Origin of the sequence: Pseudomonas rhodesiae (assembly GCF_013285305.1) — a bacterium.
GTDB classification, from domain to species: domain Bacteria; phylum Pseudomonadota; class Gammaproteobacteria; order Pseudomonadales; family Pseudomonadaceae; genus Aquipseudomonas; species Aquipseudomonas rhodesiae.
This window is the reverse complement of the sequence record NZ_CP054205.1, coordinates 1,712,810-1,732,164: the sequence shown is the minus strand read 5'-3', so window position 1 is coordinate 1,732,164 and position 19,355 is coordinate 1,712,810. Positions and strand designations below refer to the sequence as shown.

The window sequence follows — 19,355 nt, the reverse complement described above, 5'->3', positions numbered from 1 at the left end:
CCCAAGGTCTCTACGCCGTAACACACTTCCCACTGCCCCCTTCTGTCAAAAAACGCAACTAAGAAACCAGCAACAACATCTCAAGCGGAACGAAAATCCGTATCCCCCCACACAACTAAAGGCTCGACAAACACTTAAATTCAATACGCGGAAGCACCTGCATGACTTTAAATATCAACCACCCTAGTTCAAACCAGTCCGTATCAACTATTGCATTGGCAGATACGACAATAAATCCGCAATCTCATACAACAACATCCAACACTGTTACCCAATCAGCGCAAGCGTACAGTTTGTCGACCAAAACAGCACAGGTAAAAGCGCCGTTCAATTCAGAGGCCGCCGCTGCTTACGGCACATTCAAACAAGAAATCATAAAAAGCAGACAATCGGACTCTAACTCGGCCAACGCATCCGAAGAAAAGACAACGGGTGATATGCTTTCGCGCCAAAAGAGGTCTGACTCCACAAGGTCCGCGTACAGAGAAGGCGCCAACGAGGCCAATGATCTTTTCAATACACTGTTTCCGTCCACCCAACCCCATCAAAAAAGTGAAGACCCTTCCGGGGCCAATGATCTTTTTAACGTGCTGAATGCGGAACCAGAGGCAGAACCAGAACCGACGCCCGCCCCCGCACCACCGGAAAGTGGCGTAGATGAAAGAATGGGGGCTGATATCCTGCACAAAGACCTCAATGATTACGACAAGAGGATCAGCGCCCAATCGAACCCTGTCGGCGACAGTCAGCTCGCTACGGTTGTTGCCAATACCATGCTGGGGCTCAAGGAAAGCGACCTTGCAACCCCCTCGCCAATGGTTGATATCCCCAAAGAGTCGACCTACGGAAAATGGCTGGAAGCGTCCACGAAAGCATTCAGCAATACAGGGCTGGCTAGCTGGGCAAATGATAACAATATAGATCGCTCTTCGTTGTCCTACGACTCGGCCAACGGAGTACTACATGGGAAAACCTGGAATGACGAAGAGAAATCGTTCACCCAGGAAGAATTCTCGCAGCAGTTCCCAAAACATCAGGAGGCATTTAAGCCATTGGTGGATATTGCCAGAATAATCTACCCATCCGGACAGGGTGTACTGCATGCGGAAGAGCCAACTGATAGGGCCTCTCTCGATTCCGTGCTGAGTTTTTATGGACTCCCCATTAATAAGGATGAAATTTCCAGCACTCACCAAGTGGCCAAAGACCTAGCAGACAACAATTCATTCCCTGAGTCAGCTAACTCACCAGATCGCAGTAACGACAAACTTCTTCAATATCAAGAATCTGTTAGCACGCTGAACGATAAAATCCAGCGCCTGTTAGATAAGGAATATGAAGAAAATTCCAACAAGGGTAATTTCATGGCCATTGAAGTTTCAGCCTCAGGCGGCGCAAGAATGGCGGTGTAGGTCATCCGAGCATTCGACGGGCTCCTGACTCTTCAGGAGCCCACTACACGCTCGTCCAATAGCTCAACTGGATAGGCGCTAATCCTAGCCTCGCCGGTCCAGCAAGTTCACCACCAACCGATCTATCCACCCCCAGACGCGCTGCTTGACCCGTCGCCACAATGGCCGGGCTTTCCACGCCTCCAGGCTCACCGTTTGGCTCTGGGCAAAATCCGCCGTAAAACTCGCCACCACCGCCTGGGTCAGCTCGGGGTCCAGTGCTTCCAGATTGGCTTCCAAGTTGAAGCGCAGGTTCCAGTGATCGAAATTGCACGAGCCGATGCTTACCCAGTCGTCCACCAGCACCATCTTCAGGTGCAGGAAGCACGGCTGGTATTCAAAGATCTGTACGCCTGAACGCAGCAAACGCGGGTAATACCGATGTCCGGCGTAGCGCACGGACGGGTGATCGGTGCGGGGCCCGGTGAGCAGCAAGCGCACGTCCACGCCGCGCCCCGCCGCTCGGCGCAAGGCACGCCGCACGCCCCAGGTCGGCAGGAAATAGGGAGTGGCCAGCCAGATGCGCTGGTGGCTGTTGTTCAGCGCGCGGATCAGCGATTGCAGAATATCGCGGTGCTGGCGGGCGTCGGCGTACGCGACGCGGCCAAGCCCCGGCCCGCTGGCGGGTACTTTGGGCAGACGCGGCAAGCCAAAATGGGTGGCCGGTTTCCACGCGCGCCGCGCCGCGTTGGCGTGCCATTGGCGGTCGAACAATGCCTGCCAATCCAATACCAGCGGGCCGCTGATCTGCACCATCACTTCATGCCACTCGGCCGTGTCGTGGCCCGGTGTCCAGAACTCGTCCGTCACGCCCGTGCCACCCACCACCGCCACATGCTGGTCGATCAGCAACAGCTTGCGGTGGTCGCGGTACAGGTTGCGCATCCAGCGACGCCAGCTCAGGCGATTGTAAAAACGCAGCTCCACGCCTGCGTCGGTCAAGCGCTTGCGCAGCGACAGGGTGAACGCCAGGCTGCCGTAGTCATCGAACAGGCACCGCACGCGCACACCGCGCTCGGCGGCGAGCACCAACGCTTGCACCATTGCCTCGGCGCACGCGCCGGCCTCTACCAGGTACAACTCCAGATCCACTTGCTGTTCGGCGCGGGCAATGCCCACCAGCATCTGCGGAAAAAACTGCGGGCCGTCGATCAACAACTCGAAACGGTTGGCGCTGCGCCACGGGAACACCGCGCCGCCCATGTCAGCGCGCCGTGAAGATCAGCACCGCACCCACCGGCACCGACAAACTGATGGACTTGAGCCCGGCCGTCTTGCGCAGCGCGGCCACCCCGGGCGCCAGGTCGAAATCCTCGGCGTGCAGCACCACCGGTTCCAGGGTCACCACCTGGAAGCGTCGGTCATCCAGGCGCGTAGCCAGCAGTTCGGCGCTGTAGGTCTGGGTCTTGCCATGCAAGGTCACACTCAGGGGCAGGCGTAACTCCAGTTGCGCGCCCGGGGCCAGGTCATTGATGGGTTGCAGGTTGATCTGTGCGCTGATCAGCCCTTCGGGGAAGGTCTTGATCTCGAACAACTGATTGCGCATGCGTTCATCGCGCAGCGGAATGCCGCTGTTGACCGACTCCAGCTCCACCTGCACCTGCGCCGCGCCTTTGTCGTCGACCTTGCCGTGCAAGACCAGGAAGCGCTGGACCTCGGCAATCTCGGTGTTTTTGGTGGTGACGAAAGACAGGCGCGAGGACTCGTTGTCCAGGTACCAGTCGGCGTGGGCGGGCACGGCAACAGCGGCCAGCAAGACAAAAGCCAGGGGTTGGATAAACGAAACATTGAACATTAAGGACTCGCGGGGCGAAAAACCTGCACGAACCTTAAGCGCAATGTCACGAACGGCGCAAATCCAAATGTGGGAGTGTGCTTGCTCGCGAAAATGCGGTGAGCCTGTCGGCACATCTTTACTGACAGACAGCTTTGGCGGGCAAGCCCGCCCCCACAGGGGATCTTGTGTCAGGGGTTCAGGCGACAGCCTTGGCGCTCCCCCAACCAACGCGCCGTATGGGTGCGCCCCAAGCCACTGGCCGTTACTTCGCTACGCAGCGGGTTGTCATTGAACGCGCTGGTCGGCAGATACTGTTTTACGTACCCCAGGCAATACGCCGCCGGGTTATTCGCGACATAGCGGCAGGAGCAATATTCCTTGGCGGTGTACGCCGCGATGATATCGGGGAAGGCTTGCAGGTTGACGCGCTCGTGCCATACCCACCCCAACAGCGCGAGCAACAGCAATAGAAACAGGCTGGTGAACGGACGACGACGGATCATGGTTGCACCGCCGCAAGCACGCGTTTGAGCAGTTCGTTGTGGCGGTAGCTGCCGTCGCGATCGTCGCCGTAGCGCACGATCACCAGGCGCTGCTCGGGCATCACATACAGCGCCTGGCCCCAGTGGCCGAGGGCGGCGAAAGTGTCGGCGGGGGCATCGGGCCAGGGCCTTGGCGTGCCTTGGTTGAGCCACCAATGGCCGCCGGGCGTGGCTTCGTCCTGGCCGGCTTTGTAGTTACCGAACGCCTGGCGATTGAAGGCCACCCAGTCCCTGGGCAGCAGTTGCTGGTCCTTCCAACGCCCATCCCGCGCCATCAGTAGGCCGACCCGCGCAAGATCGCGAGCGGTGAGGTAGGCATAGGAGGAGGCAACAAAGGTTTCGTCGGCGTCGGTTTCCCAGGTGGCATTGCGAATACCCAGCGGGGTAAACAGCGCATCCCACGGGTAACTCATGTACGCCTTGTGGCCAAGCATGCCTTTAAGAGCAGCGGATAAAAGATTGCTATCGCCACTGGAATACCGAAACGCCCGCCCCGGCGCGCTGAAGGTGTCGCTGTTCGCGGCGAACTCGGCCATATCCGCGCGCCCACGGGTGTAGAGCATCGCCACGACAGAGGATTTGAGCGGGGCGAATTCGTAGTCTTCCTGCCAGTCCAGGCCCGAGGCCCAGTGCAGCAGGTCGGCCATGGTCACCGTCGGGTGCTGCTTCATCGGCGGGTAGAAACGCGCCACCGGGTCGCTCAATTTGAAGCGATTGTCGCCATAAGCCACGCCCAGCACGCAGGCCATCAGGCTTTTGCTCACTGACCAAGTCAGGTGCGGCGTGCTGGCGCTGGTGGGCGCGGCGTAGCGTTCGTAAATAACTTTACCGTCGCGGATCACCAGTAAGGCATCGGTGCGAATGCCTTGGCGGGTAGCGTCGTCGCGCGGTGCAAAGGCATAGGCGTCCAGGGCTTCGAGCGCGGGGCCGGTGAGCGGCGTGCCCTTGGCCCACTCCTGGTCAGGCCAGTTCTCAGCATGGCCGTTAATAGTGATTAACAGCAGCACGGCGCACAACAAGCCTTTGACCATAGACGCGGACTCAACGGGGCATTCAAACCCGCGAGCCTAGCGCCGGTGGATGACAGATTGACGACACAGTGCCTGTCATCCAAGCGTCACCATAACTTCATGGAGATGACACCGGGCCTCCATAGCCTGAGTTTGGACAACAAAGTCGACCGGCCGAAACGTGGCCGGCACTCGGAGACTCGCCATGACTCAGATCGCCCGCATCAGCGACACCGGCAATGAACGCCGTCTGCAAGCCGAACGCCTGATCGGCGCCCAGGCTTTGCAGGAAGCCCAGGCCCTGCGGTTCAACGTATTCAGCGGCGAGTTCAATGCCAAGCTGAAAGGCGCGGAACATGGCCTGGACATGGATGATTATGATGTGCACTGCAGCCATATCGGCGTGCGGGACTTGAACACCGGTCGCTTGGTAGCCACCACGCGCTTGCTCGACCACCAGGCCGCCAGCACTCTGGGGCGGTTCTACAGTGAAGAAGAATTCAGCCTGCATGGCTTGCTCCATCTCAAAGGCCCGATCCTGGAGATTGGCCGCACCTGCGTCGACCCGGCCTATCGCAACGGCGGCACCATCGCCGTGTTGTGGGGTGAGTTGGCCGAAGTGCTCAACCAGGGCGGCTACAGCTATTTGATGGGCTGCGCGAGCATCCCCATGCACGACGGCGGCATCCAGGCCCACGCGATCATGCAGCGTCTGCGCGAACGCTATCTGTGCAACGAGCACCTGCGCGCCGAGCCGAAAAAACCACTGCCGGCCCTGGATCTGCCGTCCAACGTGATCGCCGAAATGCCGCCGCTGCTCAAGGCCTATATGCGCCTGGGGGCGAAGATCTGCGGCGAGCCGTGCTGGGATGAGGATTTCCAGGTGGCCGACGTATTTATCCTGCTCAAGCGCGACGAGTTGTGCCCACGGTATGCGCGCCATTTCAAGGCGGCCATGTGATGAGCCGCCTGCGCGTGTACGGGCGCATCGCCCGGGTGTTGCTGGTGGTGGCGCTGGGCTTGAGCATGGCCAGCGTGTTCGGTGTGTTCGAGCGATTGGGCATCGCCAACTCGATGGTGCGGCGCCAACGCTGGTCGCGGTTTTTCATGGCGAGGCTGACCAACGCCCTACCCTTTCGCGTAACGGTACACGGTGAGTTGCCGACGCAGCCGATGCTGTGGGTGAGCAACCACGTGTCCTGGACCGACATTCCGCTGTTGGGCGCCGTGGCGCCGATGTCGTTCCTGTCCAAGGCCGAAGTGCGCACCTGGCCGGTGGCCGGCTGGCTGGCGGCCAAGGCTGGTAGCCTGTTTATCCGCCGGGGTTCGGGCGACAGCCAACTAATCCGCAAACAAATGACCCGCCACCTGGAACAACAGCACCCGCTGCTGATGTTCCCCGAAGGCACCACCACCGACGGTCGCAGCCTGCGCACCTTCCACGGGCGCCTGCTGGCCAGCGCCATCGATGCGGACGTGTCGCTGCAACCGGTGGCGATCCGTTACCTGCGTGACGGACAGGTCGATCCCCTGGCGCCGTTTATCGGCGATGACGACTTGCTCTCGCACCTGATGCGGTTGTTCGCCAATGACCAGGGCGATGTGGAAATTCATGTGCTCACACCGATTGCGTGCGCCGGGCAGGAACGCGCGGCGCTGGCTTACCAGGCGCAGCAGGCGGTACAGAAGGTGTTGTTTGGGCCGGTGCCGGAGGTAGAACAAGTAGCGGCACGACCAGCGTTCGCAGCTTGAAACAAATGTGGGAGGGGGCAAGCCCCCTCCTCCACATTTAGTTTGATGTTGTCAGTTGAGACTGTGCGAACACCTGCAATTCAGGGTAGAAGCGCCGGAAGTCTTCACTCAACGGTTCATATAAAAGTCGCAACTCTCGCATCGCCTGCCCCAACGCCTCAGGCTGCGTCAGCCGCCGCGAAATCCCACGCAACACCTGCTCCATCACCGCAAATTCACGGTACGAGCCCAACCAATCATCGGCCGCCATAAACGGCGCAATCTGCGCCAAGCGCCCGGGCAACTGCGGTTCGGCAGCCAATACGCGGTATACCTGCGAGGTGAAGTGCTCCAGCGGCTGGTCGGCATACAAGGTCCAATCCCGCGCCAGGCAGTGATCGAAGAACACGTCCAGAACAATCCCCGCATAGCGCCGACGGGTCAGGCTGAAGCGCGACAACGCCTGCCCCACCAACGGATGGCTGTCGGTAAACCGGTCGATCGAGCGATGCAACTGGATCGCCGCTTCGATGGATGGGCTGAACTGGCCCTGCAGACGGCCTTTGACGAAGTCGCCATACAGGCTGCCCAGCAGTTGCGCAGGAAGTTGGCCGCCCAGGTGCAGATGTGCGAGATAATTCATGGCGCGCAGTTTAGCACTGCCGCCAACGTATCGTTATAACCCGATATACCGATTTGAGCTGATCTCAGAGCTAAATCGTATTGGTATATCGGGATATACCGATTTAAAGTTCGCCTCATCGCGATATAACGCTTTACGACACCGAGCACACTGCCATGTCCATCGACCTCGACGAAATAATAAAAGCCCTGGCGCACCCAGTACGGCGAGACATCCTCAACTGGCTCAAAGACCCAAAAGTGCAATTCCCCGAGCAATTGCACAACCACGAATACGGCATCTGTGCCGGGCAGATCGACCAGCGCTGCGGCTTGTCCCAGTCGACCGTGTCGGCCCACCTGGCCACCTTGCAACGGGCGGGTCTGATCAGCAGCCAGAAGGCCGGGCAGTGGCACTTTTTCAAACGCAATGAGGAAGCGATCCAAGCCTTCCTCACGGCGCTTATCACTGAACTCAGCGCTGAACCGCTGTAAAAAGGATCCACAAATGCCCCTCTCGCTCCTCATCCTGGCCTTGAGCGCCTTCGCCATCGGCACCACCGAGTTCGTCATCATGGGCCTGCTGCCCGATGTGGCAGCGGACCTCGGCGTATCGATCCCTGGCGCCGGTTGGCTGGTCACCGGTTACGCCCTGGGCGTGGCCATTGGCGCGCCATTTATGGCACTGGCCACGGCCAAACTGCCACGCAAGGCGGCGCTGGTCGCGTTGATGGGGATCTTCATTATCGGCAACCTGCTCTGCGCACTGGCCAGCGACTACAACGTGCTGATGTTTGCCCGCGTGGTCACCGCGCTATGCCACGGCGCGTTCTTCGGCATTGGTTCGGTGGTGGCGGCCAACCTGGTGCCGGCCAACAAGCGGGCCTCGGCCGTAGCCCTGATGTTCACCGGTTTGACCCTGGCCAATGTCCTCGGCGTGCCCCTGGGCACCGCACTGGGCCAGCAAGCCGGCTGGCGCTCGACCTTCTGGGCCGTGACCGTGATCGGTGTGGTGGCGCTGATCGGGCTGATCCGCTTCTTGCCGGCCAAGCGCGATGAAGAAAAGCTCGACATGCGCGCCGAACTGGCCGCCCTCAAGGGTGCTGGTATCTGGCTGTCGCTGAGCATGACGGCACTGTTCGCCGCGTCCATGTTCACCCTCTTCACCTATGTGGCACCGCTGTTGGGCGATGTCACCGGGGTGTCGCCCAAAGGCGTGACCTGGACCCTGCTGCTGATCGGCCTGGGCCTGACCGTGGGCAACATCATCGGCGGAAAACTGGCGGATAAACGTCTGGCGGCCACGCTGATTGGCGTATTTATCAGCATGGCGGTGGTGTCCACCGCACTGAGCTGGACCAGCGTCGCCGTGATCCCCACCGAAATCACCCTGTTCCTGTGGGCCACCGCCGCGTTCGCCGCCGTGCCGGCGCTGCAGATCAACGTGGTGACCTTCGGCAAGGCCGCTCCGAACCTGGTGTCCACCTTGAACATCGGCGCGTTCAACATCGGCAACGCCCTCGGCGCCTGGGTCGGTGGCAGCGTGATCGCCCATGGTTTCGGCCTGACCAGTGTGCCGCTGGCGGCCGCTGCCCTGGCGATCCTTGCCCTGCTGGTGACCTTGATAACTTTCCGTCAGAGCGGCGATGCCGACCTGGCCCCTGCGACCAACTGATCCAAGTAACTAGAGAAGGTATTGTGCGATGACGACTATTTTCGATCCGATCAAACTGGGTGACGTGGAGCTGTCGAACCGCATCATCATGGCCCCGCTGACCCGCTGCCGCGCCGACGCCGGTCGCGTACCCAACGCGCTGATGGCCGAGTACTACGTGCAGCGTGCGTCTGCCGGGCTGATTCTCAGCGAAGCCACTTCCGTCACGCCGATGGGCGTGGGCTATCCGGACACCCCCGGTATCTGGTCCAACGACCAGGTGCGCGGCTGGGCCAACGTGACCAAAGCCGTGCACGGCGCCGGCGGCAAGATTTTCCTGCAACTGTGGCATGTGGGGCGCATTTCCCACCCGTCGTACCTGAACGGCGAAACCCCAGTGGCGCCGAGTGCGATCCAACCCAAGGGCCACGTCAGCCTGGTGCGTCCGCTGGCCGACTACCCGACCCCGCGCGCCCTGGAAACCGCTGAAATCGCCGACATCGTCGACGCTTACCGTACCGGCGCCGAGAACGCCAAGGCCGCCGGTTTCGACGGTGTGGAAATCCATGGCGCCAACGGCTACCTGCTCGACCAGTTCCTGCAGAGCAGCACCAACCAGCGCACCGACCAGTACGGCGGTTCCCTGGAAAACCGTGCACGCCTGCTGCTGGAAGTGACCGACGCGGCCATTGAAGTCTGGGGCGCCGGCCGCGTGGGCGTGCACCTGGCACCCCGCGCCGACTCGCACGACATGGGCGATGCCAACCTGGCAGAAACCTTTACTTATGTCGCCACTGAGCTGGGCAAGCGCGGCATCGCGTTTATCTGCTCCCGTGAAAAAGAAGGCGCCGACAGCCTTGGCCCGCAACTGAAAAAAGCCTTCGGCGGCGCGTACATCGCCAATGAACGCTTCACCAAGGACAGCGCCAATGCGTGGCTGGCCGAGGGTAAAGCGGATGCGGTGGCGTTCGGCGTGCCTTTCATTGCCAACCCGGACCTGCCGGCTCGTCTGGAGGCCGATGCGCCACTGAACGAAGCCCATCCGGAAACCTTCTATGGCAAAGGCCCGGTCGGTTATATCGACTACCCGACCCTGCCGCTGTAATCGCCTAAAACACTAAGCAAATGTGGGAGGGGGCTTGCCCCCGATAGCGGTGGGTCGGCTATAAGCTGCCCAGCACTCTGCTATCGGGGGCACGCCCCCTCTCACTTTGCCCTAGGTAACATTCCTTCACAGCATTGCAACAAAATCCCTACAAAATACTTAGGCGGCTACCTATCAAGCGCCGGCCAGCCCGTATATAAAGTCACCCCACGAATAAGTCAGAAGGACGATTGACCGTCCTTAGGCTTTACTGTTGACACAACTGGACGCAATTACGCATTTTGTCTCAATTGCGCAGGCTGGGGCTCAAGCGCAGCATGTCCAGCCCGGCCTCTACCCAACGTTCGGCTTCCTGCTGCAATTGAAAGCTGTCGGGTACCAGCAACCATTGGCCGATCAGCCCGTTGATGTACGCATGGAGGCACACGGCTCCCCGCGTGGTGTCGAGGTTTTCCGGTAGTTGCCCGCGATGGACCGCGTTACGCAGCGTCAGGCCGATACGCAGGTTGCATTCCAGGCTGTGGGTTTGACGCTGACGACGCATGTCGCACATTTCGTCGGTGAATTCGCACTTATGAAACAAGATCTCATTGATGCGTCGGGTTTTCGGATCCAGGGCCACTTGATGGAACAAACGAATCAGCAGTTTGCGCATGCAGCCCAGCGGGTCGAGTTCATCCTCGCTTTCACTGGCCCGCGCCAACTCGTCCAGCGGCTCGTGCAACGTATCGAGCAGGGCCTGGAGCAAGTCGGACTTATTGCTGAAATGCCAATAGATAGCGCCCCGCGTCACGCCGGCCAACGCGGCGATGTCTGCCAGCGTGGTGCGCGCAACGCCGCGCTCGTAAAAGGCTTGCTCGGCGGCATCGAGAATCTGGCTGCGCGTTTCCTGAGCTTCCTCTTTGGTGCGACGAACCATGGCAGTAAAACCTCAATCAGAACACGTGGGACTATCGTTAACGCAGTGTTAATAGATGTTAACGATCATCTGAATAATTGTGGGACGACGCCGTCATGGGCACCGAACGTACTAAAATCGAGGCTTTGGACATTGCTTTGTCAACAATCCGCAAAGCCTGTCAAGAGTTTACAAACAACCATGAACGTAAGTATATTGCGTAGCAAGCTACTTATCTACTCACGGCTTGTTTTTTACCCTTCCACACTTCTTGTGCGCACCCTGCGCGCCTGACCCGAGGATCTTCATGCAACTTAAGCCAGCTGTTACCGCTCTGGTCACTGCCGTCGCCCTGGCATCGCTGCTCAGCGGATGTAAAAAGGAAGAAGCGGCTCCGCCCGCTCAAACCCCTCTGGTCGGCGTCGTCACCCTGCAACCGCAACCGTTCACCTTGACGTCTGAACTGCCGGGCCGCACCACGGCCTTCCGCATCGCGGAAGTTCGCCCGCAGGTCAACGGCATCATTCTCAAGCGCCTGTTCAAGGAAGGCGCGGACGTGAAGGAAGGCCAGCAGCTTTATCAGATCGACCCGTCGGTCTATGAAGCCACCCTGAAAAGCGCCCAGGCCAGCCTGAGCCAGACCAAATCCATCAGCGACCGCTACAAGCAGTTGGTGGATGAGCAGGCCGTGAGCCGTCAGGAATACGACACTGCCGTCGCCAATCGCATGACCGCCGAAGCAAACGTTCAAACCGCCCAGATCAACGTGCGCTACACCAAAGTGTTCGCGCCGATCTCCGGGCGTATCGGCCGTTCTTCGGTGACCGAAGGCGCACTGGTCAGCAATGGCCAGGCCGATGCCATGGCCGTGATCCAACAACTGGACCCGATCTACGTCGACGTGACTCAGTCTTCAGCCGAAATGCTGAAACTGCGCCGCGACCTGGAAAGCGGCCAACTGGAGAAAGCCGGGGCCAATGCCGCCAAGGTCAAGCTGACCCTGGAAGACGGTAGCGACTATAAGCACGACGGCAAACTGGAATTTTCCGAAGTGTCGGTCGATCAGACCACCGGTTCCGTAACCCTGCGCGCCGTGTTCCCCAACCCCGATCACACCCTGTTGCCGGGCATGTTCGTGCACGCCCAACTGCAAGCCGGTGTGAACAGCAAGGCGATCCTGGCACCGCAGCAAGGCGTGACCCGCGATCTCAAAGGCACTCCGACGGCGTTGATCGTCAATGCGGACAACAAGGTCGAGCAACGCGAGCTGGTGGCCAACCGTACCGCCGGCGCCTACTGGCTGGTGGAAAAAGGCTTGAACGCCGGTGACCGTGTGATCACCGAAGGCTTGCAGTACGTCAAGCCGGGCGCCGAGGTCAAGGTCAAGGACGCGGACAACGCCAAGCCCGCCGGTACCGCTGCTCCTGCTGCCGCTGCTGGCAAAGGGGAGTAACCCATGTCGAAATTCTTTATCGACCGTCCCATTTTCGCCTGGGTGATTGCCCTGGTGATCATGCTGGTCGGGGCACTCTCGATCCTGAAGTTGCCCATCAACCAATACCCGGCCATCGCGCCGACCGCCATCGATATCCAGGTGACCTACCCAGGCGCGTCCGCACAAACCGTGCAGGACACCGTGGTGCAGGTGATCGAGCAACAGCTCAACGGTATCGACAACCTGCGGTATGTGTCCTCGGACAGTAACTCCGACGGCAGCATGACCATCACCGTAACGTTCAACCAGGGTACCAACCCCGACATCGCCCAGGTGCAGGTGCAGAACAAACTGAACCTGGCCACCCCGCTGCTGCCGCAAGAAGTGCAGCAACAGGGTATCCGCGTGACCAAGTCGGTGAAGAACTTCCTGATGGTGATCGGTCTGGTGTCCGAAGACGGCAGCATGACCAAGGACGACCTGTCCAACTACATCGTGTCCAACATCCAGGACCCGATCTCGCGGACAGCCGGCGTGGGTGACTTCCAGGTGTTCGGTTCCCAGTACGCCATGCGTATCTGGCTCGACCCGGCCAAGCTGAACAACTACCAGTTGACCCCGGTCGACGTCAGCACCGCCATCGCCGCACAGAACGTACAGGTGGCCACCGGCCAATTGGGCGGCCTGCCTGCCCTGCCCGGCACCCAGCTGAACGCCACCATCATTGGCAAGACACGCCTGCAGACCGCCGAGCAGTTCGGCAACATCCTGATGAAGGTCAACACCGACGGCTCCCAGGTTCGCCTCAAGGACGTCGCGCGCATCGAGCTGGGCGGCCAGACCTACAGCATCAGCGCGCAGTTCAACGGCAAGCCGGCCTCCGGTATGGCGATCAAACTGGCATCCGGCGCCAACGCCCTGGATACCGCCAAGGCTATCCGCGCCACCGTGGCGTCGCTGGAACCGTTCTTTCCGCCTGGCATGAAGGCGGTGGTGCCGTATGACACCACCCCAGTGGTGACCGAATCGATCTCCGGTGTAGTGCACACCCTGGTCGAAGCGATCGTGCTGGTGTTCCTGGTGATGTTCCTGTTCCTGCAAAACTTCCGCGCCACCATCATCACCACCATGACCGTACCGGTGGTATTGCTGGGGACGTTCGGCATCCTGGCGGCGTTCGGTTTCACCATCAACACCCTGACCATGTTCGGCATGATCCTGGCCATCGGCCTGCTGGTGGACGACGCCATCGTGGTGGTAGAAAACGTCGAGCGGGTGATGGCCGAGGAACACCTGTCGCCTAAAGAAGCGACGGTCAAATCCATGACCCAGATCCAGGGCGCCCTGGTAGGTATTGCCCTGGTACTGTCGGCGGTACTGTTGCCGATGGCGTTCTTCGGCGGTTCCACCGGGGTGATCTACAAACAGTTCTCCATCACCATCGTTTCGGCCATGGCGCTGTCGGTACTGGTTGCCCTGATCTTCACCCCGGCGCTGTGCGCCACCATGCTCAAGCCGATCGATCCCGAGAAGCACGGCCAACCCAAGCGTGGTTTCTTCGGCTGGTTCAACCGCACCTTCGACCGTAGCGTAGTGAGCTACGAGCGCGGCGTGGGCAACATGATCAAGCACAAGATCCCGGCGTTCCTGGTGTACCTGCTGATCTTCGCCGGCATGATCTGGCTGTTCATGCGCATCCCGGCGGCGTTCCTGCCCGACGAAGACCAGGGCGTGATCTTTGCCCAGGTGCAAACACCGGTCGGTTCCACCGCTGAACGCACGCAGAAAGTCATCGACGACATGCGTATCTTCCTGCTCAACGATAAAGAAGGTGAGCCGGGCGAAGGCAAAGGCGTCAAATCGGTGTTTACCGTGAACGGCTTCAACTTCGCCGGTCGTGGCCAAAGCTCCGGCCTGGCGTTCGTGATGCTCAAGCCGTGGGACGAGCGTGATGCGTCCACCTCGGTGTTCGAGATCGCCAAGCGCGCCCAGGGTTACTTCATGCAGACGTTCCAGGACGCCATGGTGTTCGCCATCGTGCCGCCGTCGGTACTGGAATTGGGTAACGCCACCGGTTTCGACGTGTTCCTGCAAGACCAGGGCGGTGTCGGTCATGAGAAGTTGATGGCCGCGCGCAACCAGTTCCTGGGCATGGCGGCACAGAGCAAGATCCTGGCCGGTGTGCGCCCCAACGGCGTGAACGATGAGCCGCAATACGAACTCACCGTTGACGACGAGAAGGCCAGCGCCCAGGGCATCTCCCTATCCAACATCAACCAGACCCTGGCGATTGCCCTGGGTGGCAGCTACGTCAACGACTTCATCGACCGTGGTCGCGTGAAGAAAGTGTACGTGCAAGGTGAAGCCGCCAGCCGCATGTCTCCAGAAGACCTGAACAAGTGGTACGTGCGCAGCGACTCCGGGAAGATGGTGCCGTTGTCGGCCATCGCCACCGGCAAGTGGATCTACGGTTCGCCGAAGCTCTCGCGTTACAACGGCGTGGCCGCGATGGAAATCCTCGGCACCCCGGCACCGGGTTACAGCACCGGTGAAGCAATGGCCGAAGTGGAACGCATCGCCAAGCAACTGCCGGCGGGCGTGGGCTATGCCTGGACGGGTCTGTCGTACGAAGAACGCTTGTCCGGTTCCCAGGCACCGGCGTTGTATGCGCTGTCGCTGCTGGTGGTGTTCCTGTGCCTGGCGGCACTGTACGAGAGCTGGTCGATCCCGATTGCGGTGGTGTTGGTAGTACCCCTGGGCGTGGTGGGTGCGTTGATCGCCACCAGCATGCGCGGGCTGTCCAACGACGTGTTCTTCCAGGTGGGCCTGTTGGTCACGGTGGGTCTGGCAGCGAAAAACGCCATCCTTATCGTGGAGTTCGCCAAAGAGCTTCACGAACAGGGTAAAGGCATCGTCGAGTCGGCTATCGAAGCGTCTCGCATGCGTCTGCGGCCGATCATCATGACCTCCATGGCGTTCATCCTCGGCGTACTGCCCCTGGCGATCTCCTCGGGCGCCGGTTCAGGCAGCCAGCACGCCATCGGTACCGGCGTCATTGGCGGCATGATCACCGCCACTGTCCTGGCGATCTTCTGGGTGCCGCTGTTCTTCGCTACCGTGTCGGCCATCGGCAACCGCAAAGAACCCGAAACCAAGCAAACTTCTAACGAGGCTGGCCAATGAGCAAGTCGCTACTTTCCCTAGCCGTCACAGCCTTCGTGCTCAGTGGCTGCTCGCTGATCCCTGACTACCAGCGCCCCGACGCGCCGGTAGCAGCGCAGTACCCGCAGGGGCCGGCGTATTCGTCGGCCCAGGCGCCGGGTCAGGCTGCCGCCGAGCAAGGCTGGAAGCAGTTTTTCCATGACCCTGCCCTGCAACAGCTGATCCAGACCGCACTGGTGAACAACCGCGACCTGCGTGTCGCGGCCCTGAACATCGATGCCTACGCTGCGCAGTACAACATCCAGCGCGCCGACCTGTTCCCGGCCGTTTCGGCCACGGGCAGCGGTGAGCGCTCGCGCACCCCGGCTCGCCTGTCGCAGACCGGCGAATCGAGGATCGCCAGCCAGTACTCGGTCGGTCTTGGGATCAGCTCCTACGAGCTGGACCTGTTCGGTCGCGTGCGTAGCCTGAGTGAAGAAGCCCTGCAAAAGTACTTCGCCACCGAAGAAGCGCGGCGCAGCACCCAGATCAGCCTGGTGGCCAGTGTGGCTAATGCCTACCTGACCTGGCAGGCCGACAAGGAACTGCTCAAGCTGACCCAGGACACCCTCGCCGCGTTCGAGCAGAGCTACAAGCTGACTTCGCGTAGCAACGAAGTCGGCGTGGCCTCGGCCCTCGACCTCAGCCAGGCGCGCACCTCGGTGGAAAACGCCCGGGTGTCACTGGCCCGCTACACTCGCCAGGTGGCCCAGGACGAAAACAACCTGACCCTGCTGCTGGGCACCGGCCTGCCGGCCAATCTGGCCAGCCAGCCGCTGTCGGATGACCTGCTCAGCGAAGTGCCGGCCGGCTTGCCGTCGGACCTGCTGCAACGTCGCCCCGACATTGTGCAGGCCGAGTACAACCTCAAGGCCGCCAACGCCAATATCGGCGCAGCCCGTGCAGCGTTCTTCCCAAGCATCAGCCTGACCGCCAGCGCCGGCACCGCCAGCCCGAACCTGGGCGGCTTGTTCAAAGGCGGCTCGGGCACCTGGTCGTTCGCGCCGCAGATCAACATCCCGATCTTCAACGCCGGCAGCCTGCGCGCCAGCCTGGACTACTCGAAGATCCAGAAAGAGATCAACGTGGCGAACTACGAGAAGGCGATTCAGACCGGCTTCCAGGAAGTCTCCGACGGCCTTGCCGCGCGGGCGACCTACAAGCAGCAACTGGAAGCCCAACGCGGTTTCGTCGAGGCCAACCAGGATTACTACCGCCTGGCCGAGCGTCGCTACCGCATCGGTGTGGACAGCAACCTGACGTTCCTCGATGCCCAGCGCCAGCTGTTCAGCGCGCAACAATCGCTGATCACCGACCGCCTCGCGCAGTTGACCAGCGAGGTCAACCTGTACAAGGCCCTCGGCGGTGGCTGGAACGAGCAGACTGCGAAGAATGAACCGCTGAAAGAAGAAGCGCCGGCGTTCAAGGCGTTCTGATAACGCCGTCGTCAAGAAAAACGCCTCCCTGACAGGAGGCGTTTTTTTATGTGCGTTTTTCTCAGTATCACAATGAACTCATTGGCTGATCTCAAGCTTTGAACAATCGACCTCCAGTTCTCGGCCATCAGTGGCCTTCCAACCGATTGAGAAGCTGAGATCCATCGAAGTTTTATTATTAGCCTCATCAGTTTCGAGACGGTTGACGGTCAAACTCCCCCAATACGATGAAGGGAGGTACTCCACATAACCTTCCAGACCAAAATGAGCACGGATGAACTGGCCCGGGCCGATCGGATATGTCATGGGTGCCTTCAGCTCACCTTTGTCGGCTTCAAGGGTCAGCTCATTCTTGGAGCCGGGGTTATCCTCGATGCCGAGGCGAATACGTAGTTGCAACCCCTTGATGTAGGACTCCAGCTCAAGGTGGTCAAATTTAATCGGCACCGGCTTTCCGTGATCAATGATCAAGTTCGCCTCGAACCTGTCCCCGGACGTTAAGATCTCTCCTATATCTTTTCCGAAGCTCATGAGTTTTCCTCCCTCGCGTGCTTCAACATCTACTGTGACCACCACAAAACTACGCCCTGAAAAACCCGTGTTCTACTGTCAACCCTGACAGTAGACACCGCAGCGGTGAAACGTAAGGTTGAAAGGTTGAGCAGCCCGTTCGCGACGGCAAATACCGCCAGCCCGCTCGGGTCAGCGGCCACCGTCTTGCTTTGCGTTCAACCTTTCGGGAAAATTGGTTACAGATTCTTACAGACCACAGAGGGAGCTTGTCGTAATGATCGTAGGAATCGACCTGGGGACGACCAACAGTCTCGCAGCGGTCTGGCGCGGTGACGCCGCCGAATTGGTGCCCAATGCCCTTGGCCAATTGCTCACCCCGAGCGTAGTCGGGCTGGATGATCAGGGGCGCGTGCTGGTCGGCCAGGCCGCCAAGGAGCGCCTGCACACTCACCCGCACCTGACTACGTCGCTGTTCAAGCGCTACATGGGCAGCGCCACCGAAGTGCGCCTGGGCGACCGTTCGTTCCGCCCGGAAGAACTCTCGGCACTGGTGCTCAAAAGCCTGAAAGAAGACATCGAGCGCACCTACGGCCACACCGTCACCGAAGCCGTGATCAGCGTGCCCGCGTACTTCAGCGACGGCCAACGCAAAGCCACGCGCATTGCCGGTGAGCTGGCCGGGCTCAACGTTGAAAAACTGATCAACGAACCCACCGCCGCCGCCCTCGCCTACGGCCTGCATCAACGCGACAAAGAAACCTCATTCCTGGTGTTCGACCTCGGTGGCGGCACGTTTGACGTGTCGATCATCGAACTGTTCGAAGGGGTCATGGAAGTGCGCGCCAGCGCCGGCGACAATTTCTTGGGCGGCGAAGATTTCGACACGCTGCTGCTGGAGCATTTCGTCGACAGCCAGCGCAACGCCCAAGGCTTTCCGCCCACCAGCAGCGTGCTGCACGCCTTGCGCCGCGAGGCCGAACGCGTACGCAAGGCATTGGGCCAAGATGACAGCGCCGACTTCACCCTGCGCGTCGATGGCCAGCAGTGGGTAAAAACCATCACTCAAGCGGAGCTGGCCAAGCTCTACACGCCGCTGTTGGAGCGCCTGCGCGCGCCAATCGAGCGCGCCCTGCGCGATGCGCGCATTCGTGTCAGTGACCTGGATGAAATCCTGCTGGTGGGCGGCACCACGCGCATGCCGCTGGTGCGCAAACTCGCCGCCGGGTTGTTCGGGCGTTTTCCCTCCATCAGCCTCGACCCCGACCAAGTGGTGGCCCACGGCGCCGCAATCCAGGCCGCCCTCAAAGCGCGTTCCGCCGCGCTGGAAGAAGTGGTGCTGACCGACGTGTGCCCCTACACCCTGGGCATCGAAACCTCGAACCAATACGGCGGCCATATCGAAAGCGGCCACTACCTGCCCCTGATCGAACGCAACAGCAGCGTGCCGGTGAGCCGGGTCAAAAGTGTGGTCACCCTGCACGATGACCAGAGCCGCGTGCTGCTGAAGATCTATCAAGGCGAAAGCCGCTTGGTGAAAGACAACATCGAACTGGGCCAACTGGAAATCGCCGTGCCCAAGCGCAAGGCAGGTGAAGTCTCCCTGGACGTACGCTTTACCTACGACAACAACGGCCTGCTGGAAGCCCAGGTGAATATCCCGCTGACCGGCGAGCAACATTCCCTGGTGATCGAAAACAACCCAGGTGTGCTCAGCCCGCAGGAAATCCAGCAGCGCCTGCAAGCCCTGGCGCTACTGAAGATTCATCCGCGTGACCAGCAGGTCAACACCGTTCTGACCGCGCGCCTTGAACGGCTCTATCAGGAAAGCCTGGGTGAGCTGCGCGAACAACTCGGGCATTGGGCCGCTCAGTTCCAGCAGGTGCTCGACACCCAGGACGAACGCCGCATCCGCGAAGCCCGCAGCGAACTGACCCGGCAACTGGAGCAGCTCGATAACGGCTTTTGGCGCTGAGGAAAGATC

The 19,355-nt window shown here is 60.4% G+C and carries 17 protein-coding genes; 10 read left to right on the top strand and 7 right to left on the bottom strand.

Translation table 11 applies throughout. The features are described from left to right. Positions 1-161: 161 nt before the first annotated feature. Complete coding sequence (locus tag HRH33_RS07750) at positions 162-1,412, top strand: hypothetical protein (RefSeq protein ID WP_167416473.1); 1,251 nt, start codon at positions 162-164, stop codon at positions 1,410-1,412. An 84-nt stretch (positions 1,413-1,496) separates the two neighbouring features. Here the strand turns inward: HRH33_RS07750 and HRH33_RS07745 are convergent, their stop codons facing one another. From HRH33_RS07745 to HRH33_RS07730, 4 genes are all read right to left on the bottom strand, one after another. After that, entirely contained in the window at positions 1,497-2,654 is a 1,158-nt protein-coding gene (locus tag HRH33_RS07745) for a phospholipase D-like domain-containing protein (RefSeq protein WP_094064697.1), read from the bottom strand. A 1-nt stretch (position 2,655) separates the two neighbouring features. Next, complete coding sequence (locus tag HRH33_RS07740) at positions 2,656-3,246, bottom strand: YceI family protein (RefSeq protein WP_167416472.1); 591 nt, start codon at positions 3,244-3,246, stop codon at positions 2,656-2,658. Between the two features lie 170 nt (positions 3,247-3,416). Next, a complete protein-coding gene (locus HRH33_RS07735; protein ID WP_034137310.1) occupies positions 3,417-3,731 on the bottom strand; it encodes a hypothetical protein in 315 nt (104 codons plus the stop codon). Beyond that, positions 3,728-4,801, bottom strand: a complete 1,074-nt coding sequence (locus HRH33_RS07730) for a serine hydrolase domain-containing protein (RefSeq protein ID WP_167416471.1) — start codon at positions 4,799-4,801, stop codon at positions 3,728-3,730. The genes HRH33_RS07735 and HRH33_RS07730 overlap by 4 nt, the downstream gene beginning before the upstream one ends. 184 nt (positions 4,802-4,985) lie before the next feature. On the opposite strand from HRH33_RS07730, the gene olsB reads away from it, so the two are divergent. Together olsB and HRH33_RS07720 are read left to right on the top strand one after the other, a co-directional pair. Then, positions 4,986-5,741 carry an L-ornithine N(alpha)-acyltransferase gene (olsB, locus tag HRH33_RS07725; protein ID WP_034096335.1) on the top strand — a complete coding sequence of 252 codons (756 nt, stop codon included), beginning with the start codon at positions 4,986-4,988 and terminating at the stop codon, positions 5,739-5,741. Continuing rightward, a complete protein-coding gene (locus HRH33_RS07720) occupies positions 5,741-6,532 on the top strand; it encodes a lysophospholipid acyltransferase family protein (protein WP_034096334.1) in 792 nt (263 codons plus the stop codon). Before olsB ends, HRH33_RS07720 begins: the two co-directional genes overlap by 1 nt. Before the next feature lie 37 nt (positions 6,533-6,569). Here HRH33_RS07720 and HRH33_RS07715 read toward each other — a convergent pair whose 3' ends face one another. Continuing rightward, the gene (locus HRH33_RS07715) at positions 6,570-7,154 is read right to left on the bottom strand and encodes an acyl carrier protein phosphodiesterase (RefSeq protein ID WP_034137308.1); all 585 of its coding nucleotides are present in this window, start codon (positions 7,152-7,154) and stop codon (positions 6,570-6,572) included. Between the two features lie 155 nt (positions 7,155-7,309). On the opposite strand from HRH33_RS07715, the gene HRH33_RS07710 reads away from it, so the two are divergent. Genes HRH33_RS07710 through HRH33_RS07700 form a run of 3 tightly spaced genes read left to right on the top strand, consistent with a single transcriptional unit; the run spans position 7,310 to position 9,891 of the window. Continuing rightward, positions 7,310-7,627, top strand: coding sequence for an ArsR/SmtB family transcription factor (locus HRH33_RS07710; RefSeq protein WP_034096332.1), 318 nt, complete (start codon positions 7,310-7,312; stop codon positions 7,625-7,627). A gap of 13 nt (positions 7,628-7,640) precedes the next feature. Continuing rightward, positions 7,641-8,807, top strand: coding sequence for an MFS transporter (locus HRH33_RS07705; RefSeq protein ID WP_034096331.1), 1,167 nt, complete (start codon positions 7,641-7,643; stop codon positions 8,805-8,807). Positions 8,808-8,835: 28 nt separating this feature from the next. Next, positions 8,836-9,891, top strand: a complete 1,056-nt coding sequence (locus HRH33_RS07700; RefSeq protein WP_034137307.1) for an alkene reductase — start codon at positions 8,836-8,838, stop codon at positions 9,889-9,891. 286 nt (positions 9,892-10,177) lie between these two features. Here HRH33_RS07700 and HRH33_RS07695 read toward each other — a convergent pair whose 3' ends face one another. Beyond that, a complete protein-coding gene (locus HRH33_RS07695) occupies positions 10,178-10,810 on the bottom strand; it encodes a TetR family transcriptional regulator (protein WP_034137306.1) in 633 nt (210 codons plus the stop codon). A gap of 286 nt (positions 10,811-11,096) precedes the next feature. Between HRH33_RS07695 and HRH33_RS07690 the strand changes: the two genes are divergently transcribed. Genes HRH33_RS07690 through adeC form a run of 3 tightly spaced genes read left to right on the top strand, consistent with a single transcriptional unit; the run spans position 11,097 to position 16,861 of the window. After that, entirely contained in the window at positions 11,097-12,242 is a 1,146-nt protein-coding gene (locus tag HRH33_RS07690; RefSeq protein WP_034137305.1) for an efflux RND transporter periplasmic adaptor subunit, read from the top strand. 3 nt (positions 12,243-12,245) lie between these two features. Further along, positions 12,246-15,407 carry an efflux RND transporter permease subunit gene (locus HRH33_RS07685; RefSeq protein ID WP_123480502.1) on the top strand — a complete coding sequence of 1,054 codons (3,162 nt, stop codon included), beginning with the start codon at positions 12,246-12,248 and terminating at the stop codon, positions 15,405-15,407. Beyond that, positions 15,404-16,861 (top strand): AdeC/AdeK/OprM family multidrug efflux complex outer membrane factor, encoded by a 1,458-nt coding sequence (adeC, locus tag HRH33_RS07680; protein WP_034112333.1) that lies wholly within the window; start codon positions 15,404-15,406, stop codon positions 16,859-16,861. The genes HRH33_RS07685 and adeC overlap by 4 nt, the downstream gene beginning before the upstream one ends. Before the next feature lie 78 nt (positions 16,862-16,939). On the opposite strand, the gene HRH33_RS07675 is transcribed toward adeC, so the two are convergent. Beyond that, complete coding sequence (locus HRH33_RS07675) at positions 16,940-17,392, bottom strand: hypothetical protein (protein ID WP_040267536.1); 453 nt, start codon at positions 17,390-17,392, stop codon at positions 16,940-16,942. Between the two features lie 256 nt (positions 17,393-17,648). On the opposite strand from HRH33_RS07675, the gene HRH33_RS07670 reads away from it, so the two are divergent. Then, positions 17,649-19,346 (top strand): molecular chaperone HscC, encoded by a 1,698-nt coding sequence (locus HRH33_RS07670; RefSeq protein ID WP_034096325.1) that lies wholly within the window; start codon positions 17,649-17,651, stop codon positions 19,344-19,346. The last annotated feature ends 9 nt before the right edge of the window (positions 19,347-19,355 follow it).